Source organism: Pseudoalteromonas maris (assembly GCF_049257235.1).
In the GTDB taxonomy this organism is placed as follows: Bacteria; Pseudomonadota; Gammaproteobacteria; order Enterobacterales; family Alteromonadaceae; genus Pseudoalteromonas.
In genome coordinates, this window is the sequence record NZ_JBMMUF010000006.1 from 74,915 (window position 1) to 87,948 (window position 13,034).

General features: G+C 40.6%; 9 protein-coding genes and 1 pseudogene. 4 read left to right on the forward strand and 6 right to left on the reverse strand.

Annotation, left to right across the window (positions count from 1 at the left end):
- Positions 1-8: 8 nt before the first annotated feature.
- The 3 genes and pseudogenes from AAEU32_RS10170 to AAEU32_RS10180 all read right to left on the reverse strand — a co-directional run.
- The gene (locus AAEU32_RS10170) at positions 9-785 is read right to left on the reverse strand and encodes an amidohydrolase (RefSeq protein WP_421970415.1); all 777 of its coding nucleotides are present in this window, start codon (positions 783-785) and stop codon (positions 9-11) included.
- A gap of 9 nt (positions 786-794) precedes the next feature.
- Positions 795-1,037 carry a VF530 family protein gene (locus AAEU32_RS10175; protein ID WP_421970416.1) on the reverse strand — a complete coding sequence of 81 codons (243 nt, stop codon included), beginning with the start codon at positions 1,035-1,037 and terminating at the stop codon, positions 795-797.
- 67 nt (positions 1,038-1,104) lie between these two features.
- Positions 1,105-1,884: pseudogene (locus tag AAEU32_RS10180) on the reverse strand (glutamate synthase-related protein); the annotation flags it as partial.
- Positions 1,885-1,957: 73 nt separating this feature from the next.
- On the opposite strand from AAEU32_RS10180, the gene AAEU32_RS10185 reads away from it, so the two are divergent.
- Genes AAEU32_RS10185 through AAEU32_RS10200 form a run of 4 tightly spaced genes read left to right on the forward strand, consistent with a single transcriptional unit; the run spans position 1,958 to position 7,868 of the window.
- Complete coding sequence (locus tag AAEU32_RS10185) at positions 1,958-3,448, forward strand: site-specific integrase (RefSeq protein ID WP_421970417.1); 1,491 nt, start codon at positions 1,958-1,960, stop codon at positions 3,446-3,448.
- A complete protein-coding gene (locus tag AAEU32_RS10190; RefSeq protein ID WP_421970418.1) occupies positions 3,441-5,411 on the forward strand; it encodes a hypothetical protein in 1,971 nt (656 codons plus the stop codon). The genes AAEU32_RS10185 and AAEU32_RS10190 overlap by 8 nt, the downstream gene beginning before the upstream one ends.
- Entirely contained in the window at positions 5,408-7,462 is a 2,055-nt protein-coding gene (locus tag AAEU32_RS10195; RefSeq protein ID WP_421970419.1) for a hypothetical protein, read from the forward strand. The genes AAEU32_RS10190 and AAEU32_RS10195 overlap by 4 nt, the downstream gene beginning before the upstream one ends.
- Positions 7,452-7,868, forward strand: coding sequence for a hypothetical protein (locus AAEU32_RS10200; protein ID WP_421970420.1), 417 nt, complete (start codon positions 7,452-7,454; stop codon positions 7,866-7,868). Before AAEU32_RS10195 ends, AAEU32_RS10200 begins: the two co-directional genes overlap by 11 nt.
- A gap of 381 nt (positions 7,869-8,249) precedes the next feature.
- On the opposite strand, the gene AAEU32_RS10205 is transcribed toward AAEU32_RS10200, so the two are convergent.
- From AAEU32_RS10205 to AAEU32_RS10215, 3 genes are read right to left on the reverse strand one after another with little or no spacing between them, the layout of a single operon-like run.
- On the reverse strand, positions 8,250-9,032 hold the full coding sequence (locus AAEU32_RS10205) for a M48 family metallopeptidase (protein ID WP_421970421.1): 783 nt from the start codon (positions 9,030-9,032) through the stop codon (positions 8,250-8,252).
- 21 nt (positions 9,033-9,053) lie between these two features.
- Positions 9,054-12,362, reverse strand: coding sequence for a type I restriction endonuclease subunit R (locus AAEU32_RS10210; protein WP_421970422.1), 3,309 nt, complete (start codon positions 12,360-12,362; stop codon positions 9,054-9,056).
- Between the two features lie 10 nt (positions 12,363-12,372).
- Positions 12,373-13,023, reverse strand: coding sequence for a hypothetical protein (locus AAEU32_RS10215; RefSeq protein WP_421970423.1), 651 nt, complete (start codon positions 13,021-13,023; stop codon positions 12,373-12,375).
- Between the last annotated feature and the right edge of the window lie 11 nt (positions 13,024-13,034).

A 13,034-nucleotide genomic window follows, 5' to 3' on the forward strand; every position in this document is an offset into this window, starting at 1 on the left:
CCAAGGGGCTAGCCGATATCTAAAGTGAATTTATCGCTGTCTTGCCATGCGGGAAATGCCTTTTTGTAAGCATTTTGTGGTGCGCTATCGAGTTCGATAATCAACACTTCTTCGCGGTTATCTTGTGCTAGGGCCATGGTTTTACCGTCGAAACGATACGCGGCTGTTCCACCATTGTGGGCAACATTATGACCATCGCTGCCAATACGATTAACAGCCAATACATAGCTCTGATTTTCAATGGCTCGCGCTTTGAGTAACGTATCCCATGCATCGCGCCTTGCAGATGGCCAGTTAGCAATATTAAGCATCACATCGTAATCATTACAGTTTCGAGCGAATACAGGGAAACGTAAGTCATAACAAACTTGTGGTAACACTCTAAAGCCATTGAGCTCAAAGATAACGCGCTGGCTTCCCGCTTGGAGGTGATCTCCTTCTTTACCCAAGCAAAATAAGTGGCGTTTATCGTAGTACTGCACATGCTTATCTGGGGTTACCCAATATAGCCGATTAAAACGCGCCCCTGCTTGTTCAGTAATGATGCTTGCGCATATAACCGCTTGATGCTGCTGCGCTTGTGTTTGCATCCATGTGAGTATCATTTGCGCTTTCTCACTCACCTCGGCGCAATCTACAGCAAAGCCAGTGGCAAAGGTTTCTGAGAAAACAATAAGATCAACGCCCGTGAGCGGTGCAGTTTTAGCCTGCAATAACGCGAGATTTTGTTCTACATCTAGCCACGTAATATTGTGCTGGACGAGGGCGACGGATAACTTTGCCATAGCGCTGCGTTACATTCCCGCGTTATACGGCCACGTATGAAAGGTCTTGAGGTATAACTGTTCAACTTCGTCACGCGCCCATTGTGTGCGTCGTAAGAATTTTAACGAAGACTTCACTGACGGGTCTTTCTTAAAACAGTTGATGTTGACGTGTTGGCTTAGCGCTTGCCAGCCATAATGCTCAACCAAACGGGTAACGATTTGCTCAAGCTTAACGCCATGCAATGGATTTTTGGGTTGCTCCTGATGCATGAAAACAACGCCTATATTAGTGCTGATAACAGGCAGTGTAACTTAGTTGCACTGGTGTGATCACGCACTACTTGTACATGGCGTACATTTCGTCCAGCGTTTGCGACAATCCATCCTCTTGCACCACGCGCACATGGGTGCGGTTTAAATGACGAATATCCGTCACGCCACAAGAGTGGGCGATTAGGCCAATGCCATAGTGAATATAAGCATTATAGTTAGCGACGCGATGCTGTTTATCTTCAACATCCAACCCTTTCATTAATTTAGGGTTGTGGGTTGTGATACCCGTTGGACAGGTGTCTTTGTTGCACTGCATCGCTTGAATACAGCCCAACGAAAACATGTGGCCGCGCGCTGAGACTACAAAGTCAGCTCCCAGAGCAATGGCCCACGCCACTTTTGAAGGCACAATCAGCTTACCTGAAGCTATGATGCGAATACGCTCACGTAAGCCATGGCGCTCGAGTAAGTTGACCACCAAAGGTAAACTTTCTTTGAGTGGCAGACCAACAGAATCAAGCAGTGGCAGAGGTGCTGCTCCGGTGCCCCCATCTGCACTGTCTATGGTGATAAAGTCAGGCGCGCTGTCGATGCCACGACGATTAATTTCTTGGGCTAGATTTTCTAACCAGGTGGTTTCCCCGATTACCGCTTTAAAGCCCGTGGGCTTGCCCGTCACCTCACGCACATGGTTTATCATGTCCAACAAGTCACTGACATTTTTAATCTCTGGGTGGCCATTGGGGCTAATTGAATCTTTCCCTTGTTCAATACCGCGAATATGGGCTATCTCGGCATTTACTTTGACACCTGGCAACATACCACCTTTACCGGGCTTTGCACCACACCAAAAGTATTTATATTGACACCCCACACTAAAAGTAATAATGTATTGACATCAGTGTTAGGGTATCTCAATGTCAGAAGCAAAAATAATTTATATTAATAAGTTTTATCCAATGGAAATGCACGTTGATTTTTCTTCAAACGAAAAGGATTACCGTGTTTTGAAGGAGTTGTCAGGATACCTACCAGACTTTCCTATAATTATTCAAAGTAATTCCCTGCCGTGGACAATTGGTAATTTATACCTTGTCAGACTAGTCCTTGATTATAGAGGCCCTCAATACAATCCTGAGACGCATAAACAAAAAGCCATAGCTTTAGTTAAGTATCTGCGCTTCCTCGATAATGAGGGTCTCCACTACGCTCAGTTTCCAGTTCAAAAGAGAAGACGGCCCACATATCGGTTTCGAAACTTCCTTTTAGACCGAGTATCAAAGAATGAGATGGCAATTTCGACCGCGCAATCTCGGATAAATCAGGTGGTTAGCTTTTACAAAACTGTAGTTGATTGGGGGCTGTTGGATAAATCGTTAATCGAAGATGAACTTGCTTTTGAAGAAGTAACGAAAACGTTTTCTTATGTAAATGAATCTGGTTTCTCGAAGTCCTTATCCATCTCATCAACAGACTTAGCAATAAGCAGCAATAGTGCTCCATCAGATCCTGATGCGATTATGGATGGCGGCAGGCTTAAGCCCTTAACTCCATCTCAACAACTGATCTTATTAGATACGCTTAAGAGTTTTAGCAGAGGAATAGAACTATTTTTCCTGGTCGCTCTTTATACAGGTGCCAGATTGCAAACTATAGGGACTCTTAGAATTCGGCACTTGAAGAATGTGCTTCGTTGGGAGGATGGATACGCGATAATTCCCTACGGTGGCTCCTACGATTTAGACGGTAAGAAAGGAAGATTAGGGCAACTTTGGGTTCCCAAATCGCTTTTAGACGACTTGCTCACTTACGCCAATAGTCAAGCAGCAATAGATAGAAGGAAAAGCTCATTTTATGGGGAGTCTGATGATAATTATCTGTTTCTAACTCGTAACGGGACTCCATATTATACCAGCCGAAAAGAGACGAATGAACGAAGAGATGCCGATGCAGATTATCGAGTAGATGGGGAACATGCCATAGAAGATGAAAGCTTAAAAAAGGGGGAAGCGATAGGTGTATTAATTCGGCAAGAGATTTTGCCTAAAATTAGAATCACGCATCCCCATTTCCCATCTTTTTCAATTCATGATTTACGGGCCACCTATGGTATGAACTTACTTGAAGCCTGCTATCGATTAATAGATCGAGAAAACTTTATTCGAAAGGAAAAGAAACAACCGCTTATCGGTTATTCAAACGCTGTAGATGTTGTTCAAATAAGGCTGAATCACAAAAGTAGATCTGTTACAGAGCGTTACCTGAAGTACAGAGATAGGTCAAAATGGAAAGCGAAACTCATTAGCGAATTTGAAAGCAGGCTTATTGGTGAAATGAGTATTGAGGTTGAGGACGAAACCTCTGCAAGTACATGTTTGATAATCAATAGAGAGGTTGCGAGTGCTTAAATTCGAAGTTAGAAAGCAAACTATAGTCAACTTCAAAGATAAAGATGTTGAGCTAATCCATCCCGAACAGACGGTAATTGAATTTAACAATCTAAAATCAGATATCGGTAAAATATGCTTTACCAAGCGACAACCTGCACTTCGGGCTAAGGATTGTACGGTTGTTCTTAGCAGTTTAGATATGAAGCGATTAGAAATTGCATCGTTGCTTGCTGATGACTTTTTAAATGAGAATAATATTGACACTGCAAAAACAAAATTGAATGACCGAATACGTTTTTTTGATTTTATTGATGAACATTTAAAAAGTAGTATCGATTTTAAAAATAACCAATCATTACTATATGCTTACAAGCAATACTCACAACATCTAAATGAAAGGGTATCTTCAGGTGCAATTATCAAAGGAAAGTCCGACGAAAAAGAAAAAATGGCACCTCGTTATGCTGCCGTACTTCAGTCGGCAGCACGGAAGGTAATATCATTCGCCACAGGACTAAAGGACAAGCAGATTAAGCTTACTTCACACATAGTGTTGAAGGAAACGCACAAAGACCGTGCCGCAGTACAGGCAAAGCTTGCTCGAACCCACGACGATGTTGAGTATCAATTTAATTGTTTGCGATCATTTGTTGATATGGCCCATGAGGTTCTAGTTGAGAGCAAGCACCTCCCCTATTCATTTACAAGACCTGACCATCCGAACGGATATTTTCACCCAGCCTTTGTAACAAATGCTGACGCTTGGCTAACGGCTGAACTTATAGCACGTGATTCGATTATGGATTATGCCACTTGGAGTTCGAATATCAGAAAATACAATACTGGCTTGACTGAGCTACAAATCAAAAGAAAGTCCAGTACCACTATGTATAAAATTTCTTATACGGATTCGTATCAGGCATCATCGGATAAGTACAGTACGGTTAAAAAAAGACTAGCTAACCATGCCATGAGAGCGGCAGCAGGGTTATTTGCAATGGCAACAGGGACTGATACAACAAGTGTTAGCAATGTTGAAGTTAACACGCTTGAGTTTAGTCAAACGACAAAAAGTTGGAGAACCAGTGGGACGAAGTTGAGAGCGAAAGGACGCACAGTTTATCCCGAATTTGGAGTGAGGTTTGTCCCGATAATGCAAAAAATATTAGACTTACGACAATATATATTGCGTGGGTTAGGGATGGAATCAAAATGGATTTTTGTAAAGTTTGTTTTAACCACTGGCTCTGAGAAATTAGCCAAGGGCGCACTTGCTAGAAATAGTCCTACGAGTCTCTTGTTGAACAATTTATATGATAATTTCAATTGGGTTCTTTGCAGCGAAGCTCGTGATCATAGGGTTCTTGAAATTAACAAGCTTGCTGAAGGCGATATTGAAAAGTCTGCCTCTTTAAGTGACCATTCAGTTGAGGTTGAAAGAAAAAGCTACTTGAAGGTTCATCCTGATGATGCACACAAGGAACTAAGTAGTTATGTTGACAGCGTTCATCGCTGGGCAAAGGATAAAACCCGAACAAAAAATAAAATTGATGTAGCAGTGCTTTATACTGATAAGGGCGACGAAATCCCTGCTGGTCAGTGTAATGAACTAAATAACGCTCATTTGATAGATGGGTTTACCGAACATGCCCCACAGCCTGATTGTCGGAAGTTTGAAAATTGTCTCTTTTGCGATAAATATGCAGTTCATGCCGACGAAACAGACATCAGAAGATTGCTGAGTATACGCTACTTAGCCACTAACATTCGTGGCAGTAGAGGAACTCTTGAAGATTATGAATCGCGTTGGGGAACCATCATATATCGTATTGATGAAATATTAGACGAAATATCTTCTAATCTTTCAGATGAAAGCAAACTTATCAAAAAAATATCGAAGGAAGTAGAAGAAAACGAGGAATTGGATGAGTTCTGGAGTATTCACTTAGATGCTCTGATTGATATTGGAGTGGTTACATGAGTGTGCTGGAAGCATTTAAAGTTGATGGGGGCTATGTTCCTGAGTTATTGCCCGACGATCCAGAGCGACTGTCTATTAAGGGAGATGCGTTTGTCATATCTCGTGGTAGAGATGGCTCAGTAAAGAGCACATATGGAAGTAAAAGTTGGGACTTATCCACCTTAAATCCTTCAGGCGAAAGAGCTATATTTAAGTTCACTAGCTGGCTGGACGACAATACAAATACGAATGGCCTGACAACTCAAATAACAGGGCAAATGAAACAAATAATGTTTGCTCGTTTATTTTGCTATACAAAGACAAAGCGTGTCCCTAATAGTTTCAAAATGGCACCCTTAAATCTTTTAGCAAAACTGGCACATAGCAAAAGAACAACGATATTTAATCTCCTGATAGAAGATAAATATCATTCGTTAATAGTCAATAATTATAGTAACGGAGCAAAAGATACTCAGCGGCATCTATTGCGATTGATAGATGAAATAGCTGTTTTCACAAGTGAAAACAAGCTCAATGATCTTCACCAAACACGCGCAACTCCGATATTCGAGCTTCTTCATGCCTTGGCTTCTGTTGAAGTAAGTATAGAAGATATCGACTATGAACTTAGCCAAACACCTATTATCCCATCCAGAATCTATGCTGAGTTTATAAGCTCATTGAGTGGTGAGCTTGATGAAGCAAAAAAAATTGCCACGAAGATTGTTCGTCTATATGAAGCTAGGCATTCATTTGAACATCCGAAAGGCTATGAGGCTTTTGGAAGGCCACCTTCAAAAGTAAAGGGAATCAAAGGTGCGACTCTGTGGAGCGAAGAAATAAAAAAATTTGGACTACAGAGAAATTTTAATCGATTAGGAATAGATCATTGGGAAAGCTTACGGCTGTACTTATTGAGAAAAGCTTGGGTATGTAGATATTGGATCATGCTTTTTACAGGAATGCGGCGTGGTGAAATGTTAAAGCTCCCGTTCAACTGTTTACAAACAGCAATTACTAAGTCAGGTAAAACAGTAACAATTAAAGGGTATACGCATAAAACGTTAGGGACAGGTCAGCTAATACATGCTGAATGGATAAGCGGGCCTATCATTGAGAAAGCGATCATCGTTGCCAAGGCTATTGCCCAGGTAAACGGCTTCATAAATAATTTTGACATGTCCGAGAAAAATATCGGTATGTACCCACTTTTTCCAGCTTTTAAGATCACTAATGACAACAATGATTCTAGCACTTGGACGTATCCTAGCGCCCCTCTTCAAACTTGGACTAAACATCCTTACCATAAATCTATTGATGGCATAGTCGTTACGCAGGAAGATATTGAAGAGCTTAATAAATTTATGGCGTTTCGTGACTGGGAAGGAAGTGACTCTATTAAGCTAGGTAAGCACTGGCCTATTGCTCCACACCAATGCAGACGCTCGTTAGCTGTATATGCCGCAAGATCTAGAGATGTATCATTAGGTGTTCTAAAGCATCAATTTAAGCACCTAACAAAAGAAATGACTCTGTATTACCAAAACCGTTCAGCATGGGCGGTTAATATTATCAACTCAGAAGATGAGGGGCTAGAGGATGTTGCTGGACTAATTAGAACAATTGAACTGGAACGGAAACTATCTGAGTTTTTATTGTTTGAGAAGGAGGTGATGAACAGTTCAGACCGCCTTTGGGGAGGGGAAGGAAACAGAATAGATTCAGCAAAGCAGAGGGGTATACCGCTAGTTATAGTTGAAGATAGGGAGTCTACTTTAGAACGATTTAAGCAAGGCCAGATGACATACAAAGAAGGGCCTTTAGGCGGATGCACTAATCCTGAACCTTGTGACAAAATTAGTTTAACCGTCATCGACAGTTGCGTTACCTGCACTTGGGCTATAAACAACTCAGAAACCATTAACAAACTAGTTTCTGCTCTTAACCGTTTGCAACGACAACTATTACTATTTCCAAAGGGAAGTTTGTTTTTCAAGCAATTGAAAGATGAGGAGAAAAAGCTCATGAAAACGATTGACACCTATAGCGAGGCCATTAAGTATGACAAGTAAAAGTAATGCTGAAGATATTTACAGAAAAGCTCTTGCCAAGCTGATTCGTAAAGGGGTGAAAATTAGTGCGGACGCTGTAGCAAGAGAAGTTGGAAATAAACCTTCTGCGATCAGAAAAGATCGTATGCCTGATTTAGTGAAAACAATTAACGATGCCGCCGAGGAGCAGGCTAAATTATCAGCAATATCAGGCGAAGAACAAGAAAAAGCAAAGAAAGAAATTTACAAGGCTGATGCCGATGACTACAAAGAAAAGTACAGTAAAGCGCTAGAAAAAATTGTATCGTTAGAAAATCAAGTTTGGGAATTGCTTTCGGAAATAGAACAATTGAAAAGTCACGGTAAAATTTTGACTTTTAATAAAAAAAATAACGTAAAGCTAAGTGACTTCAACGATGAAAGTTGAAATGTAATAGCTCAGGCTTGCTCTGACAGTTTACCAGTTTTTTAATGTAGGCAACTGTCAGATCTTGTCTAAACTAATACAGGTATTCACACTAATGCAATTCAAGGAAATCCATGCATTAAACTCACTTGATCTTGTAAGTAATTATCTATCATTTTTAGCTCACCCAAACCACCTGCAAGCATTATTAATAAAGCACTCTTTTTGCCGAACTGCTTATTTGGCTTATGAATCCAGTTATTCGACTGAGCGCCAATAGATAACAATATCCTCAGCGATCTTTGAAGTAACTCAGAATATTATCTAACTCTCCGCGCAAAAACAGCTAGCATCAAAGGTGTCCAACCGTCATTGTCTTGTTTTTCAATATCGTTTGACTTGTTACTCATTCAAATACAACTCCGCCATGTCATCCAACTTAGCTTTAACCTCTTTCCAATGAGGCATTACTTGCGTTAATAAGCGCCAGAATTTATCGCTGTGGTTATGTTCAGCAATATGGCAAAGCTCGTGCAAAATCACGTAATCGATACATTCTTTTGATGCTTTAACTAAATGAGGGTTTAGCATCAAGTTTCCTTTAGTTGAGCAGCTTCCCCATTGTTTAGTCATCGCCATTACTCGAAAGCGCGGTAAGCCTGTTACCCATGATGCTTTAGGCAACATAGCTTGTAGTCTTTCATGAAAAATAGCTTCTGCTTTTCGTGCATACCAACGGTCTAAAAGTGCTTTAATTTCAACCACCCGATCATCACAATCTTTTTTGAGGCTGACGGTTAATTTGCCTCTATGAAGCTTCACACTTGGTACTTGTTCAGCGTCAACAATCACCTTTAAAACATAGCGTCTGCCAAGATAAAACTGAGTTTCACCGCTAACGTATTGCCGTGGTATTACATACTCATGTTGAGCAGAAAACTCACAAATGCTTTCCCAGATCCATCGAGCACGCTTTAGCATAGCCTCTCGAATTGAATCTGGTGTCGCGTCATGCGGTACAGTTGCAACTACACGTTGGTCAGGGTGCACTTTAATGATAACTTTTCGCGCCTTCGGCTTGGCATCACTTTTTTCGAAGGTACGGCGAATGATGTCATAGTTAATAACTTCATCACCGTACATAAATACGCCTTGCTCTTGCGTAGTTTTGTTTATTTCACTCATTTAAAAACAACAGCTTCATTATCATTGACGAGAAAGCCCTAATCGCGTGATCTTCAGCACCTCTTCAATAAGTTTTTGAGCATTCGCAATACCAAAATCCGCGAATAGCATAGGTAGTAGTTTTACGCTAATAGTGTTTTCAATTTCACTAGGGTTTATAGAAAACTCTGCTACAGCGGTCTTAACTACTTCATCAATGTCGAAGGCATATTTCACAAGTTTATCTTCATCAATATCACTGCCTGTATGAGCGTCTTTTTCAAATAATTGTTTAAATAATCCAAAATATGCTTGGGCATGTTTGTTTAGCTTGCCGTCAGTATCAGTAAACTCATTAGGCATACCTTTAACTTTGCGCTCTTTAACCTCTTGCTCAAAGTCGGCAAATAGCATGTATTGCTTCACTGGCGCATCAAACATGGCCTTGGTCTCATCTATCGCTTTTTTGAGTAATTTTGAGAAATATTCTTGCGCATAAGGATCATCAGCCAAATCTTGCTCGATCATTTTAGTAATACGGCCTGTGATCTTATCCGTTTGGTTTCGAGCTTCGTCGTCAGTCAGTTCTTCAGGCTTAACATCTTTGCCTAAATTGCCAACTAGGTATGCACCGTCAGGATCTATTACTTCGATTCCTGCAATATGCTTGTCTAACAACTGACGCACGTCTTCAGCATACTCATCGTAGTTTACGGTTTCATTAGCATCTTCACGTACCTGCTTACGCAAGTTAACAAACATTTTCAGAGTTTCTTTGTAGTGGTCGCGTTTATTATCAAAGCTCTTATCATCGAAAAAGGTCGCTGACTGTAAAGCTACTTTCATACAGTTAGAAAAGGCTGTTAAAGCGGCATAAAACTCATCACGCTTTTTAAGGTTTTTATCTAAAAGCTGACCTTGAACATCCTCAATCTTAGGCGCAAGTGCTTGACGTAAAGCTGCATGATCTTTTTTATTTGCAACACCGTCAAAAATAGCCCACAGATCGTTGTACAAACCTGGTAGCTTTTTATATTCGGTATCCATTCGGTTATACAAACCTTTAAGATCATCAACATCAAAGCCATTTTGATTGCGCTCAGCAAGTTCTTGATACTTCTCAATTGTCATATCAAGTTCTTTCAAAATACCTCGATAATCAATTAAGTAGCCGAATTGCTTTTTACTGTGTAAGCGGTTTACACGAGCAATAGCCTGTATCAAGTTGTGCTCTTTTAATGGCTTGTCGATATATAGCACGGTATTCTTAGGCTCATCAAACCCAGTAAGGAGTTTATCTACAACAATCATGATGTCGGGGCCATCATCTCGGCCATAGTCTTTGATTATTGCTTTGGTGTATTCTTTTTCGTCTTGCCCATACGTTTCGGCAACATTGTTCTTCCACCAGTTTTGAACAATATCTTTACTTTCTTGATCAACAGCCTCGTGCCCCTCACGCGTATCAGGAGGAGACATTGCAACAACTGATGTCACTTTACCTATTTTATCTAAAAGCTCCTTGTAGCGAATTGCAGACGCTTTAGAGTCACATGCAAGCTGGCCTTTTAAACCTTGCTGTTTAAAGTTTTGGAAATGATCAGAAATATCATGTGCAATTAGCTCAATTCTGCCTTCTGTTTGATAGATCTGACCTTTCTGAGAAAACTTCTTCTTCAAATCAGTTCTTTGTTTTTCCGTGAGCTTTTCAGTAATTCGGTCAAACCAGGCATCAATAGCTTTGTCATTCACATTAAGATCAGCAATACGCTCTTCATAAAGCAGCGGCGTTACCGTTTTATCTTCAACCGCTTGCTGCATGGTATAAGAGTGAATAATCGAGCCGAATTTGTTTTCAGTTTTATCGTCTTTAAGCAACGGCGTACCAGTGAAAGCAATAAACGCTGCCTTAGGCAAGGTTTGCAGCATTCGAATGTTGTTTTCACCGTTTTGGCTACGGTGGCCTTCATCAACCAAAACCAAAATATTCGGACTATCGTTATAGCACTCATCATATTTAATCGCAGAACCAAACTTATTAATGATTGAGAAGATGACTCGCTCATTACCTTTACCAATTTGTTCTGCTAAGCGCCTACCTGATGTTGCCATAGCATCTTTTTTATCGCGCTCGGTGAGTACACCTCCTGAGGCAAAAGTGCGGCTTAACTGATCTTCAAGGTCAACTCGGTCAGTTACAATAATCACGCGACATTGTGAAAGTTCTCGCAACCAAATCAGTGCTTTTGATAAGAACACCATAGTAAATGACTTACCACTTCCTGTGGTGTGCCAAATTACACCGCCATTACGTGCACCTGGACGTTCGCCCGTTTCATCAAAGCTGGTAATGCGCTCTATCAATGCTTTAATACCAAATACCTGCTGATAACGCGCCACAATCTTGCCAGCTTTTTGGTCAAACAAGGTATATAAACGGGCCATCTCAAGAAGGCGGTCTGGTCTCAGTAAACTAATAATTAATCTGTCTTGATCTGTTACAGCGAGGTCGCCTCCTGCCAGTAAAGTTAAATACTCGTCTTTGGCAGCGGCAGGACGATGGTTGAAAATAGCATCCAGTTGTTCAGTGCTTAAACCTGCATTTTTTAACCGAATAAACTCGGCTTCAATGATTTCTTCTTCCTTCCATTTAGCCCAAAACTTTTCAGGCGTGCCGCAGGTGGCGTATAAACCTTCATGCCCATTCACTGCGAGCAATAACTGGCTGTAAGCAAACAGGTGTGGGATTTCTTTTTGGCCTTGGTTTCGAATCTGTTGCGAGACCGCTTCGCTTAACGTCGATTTACCTTCAGTTGAAGAGTCAGGACGCTTCGCCTCAATCACTACCCAAGGCAAGCCATTTACAAAGCAAACAATATCGGGAATACGGTTCCCTGTACCTTCACTGTTTTGCACCACCATTTCTTCAGTAAAGTGGAAAAAATTATTTGAAGGTGTTTGCCAATCGATAAGCTGAATAGTTGGCGATGCTTTTTTACCATCAATAAACTCAGTAACCCCAACGCCATACATCATGGCGTTGTAGAGCTTTTCATTCGCGCCTTTTAACCCCTCATTCATTGCAGGGCTTAGGTCATGCATGATTTTATCAATGGCAGCACTTGAAAGCTTATGGTTTTTACCTGCAAATGGGAACGTTTGTTTACTCAAAAACCCGCGCATAATAGGCAACAGCATCACTTGGCCTTTTGATTTTCCTACTACGGAATTACCCCTAACTTCCTCACAACCATTAGGAGGTATAAACGAGTAACCAAGCTTACTTAGTAGGGTGAGCGCTGGGATTTTAGAGCTAAACTCTTCTTTGAAATTTGCCACTGATATTGTCATAGCTATCTACTTATATACTTTGATTGAGCTGGTTATAATCCATTTTTATTTTTACACTTAATGGTTTGAAATTAGGTAATAAAACGACTTCACTTTCTGCATTTCTCAGCCATGCAATATCCGAATTTTTTACCTTGGCTTCCAGAACAACACGCGGTTTCTTATCTGTATTAAAATGTGTAAAAGCAAACGCCTTAGCAATTTCGAAGTCTAAACTCCATGATTGCCTAAAACAGTTTTCATTGAATTCATTGATGTTGCACCCTCTGTAAACTGTCATTTCCTCTGGCTCATTTGTATAGTCAGCGACAGGGGATGAGATTGTGACCACAGGAAACCAATTATCACCACCTCTGTTTGTGTGTTCAAAGATTGCCTGATGAAGTTCTAATCCTTGCTTAGTGCTAAACTCTCTAAAACAATCAAACATTGCTTGCATGAACTCATTCTGCTCTTCGGTTCCATCTTCAAAATAATGTTTATTTGCATCAAACTCTTGAAGTTTTTTAGAATCATCGAGCATACTCACCAATAATTCATTTGCCTTATCCTTAAAGCTTGTATCAAAGCAATGGTATTTCGTAAGAAAGTGCTCTGTATTGATGTTCATTTCATTCCTTAAGCAGTCTAAAACTACTTGTGGTGGTTCAACTTTTGTCATTTTAAACTGCT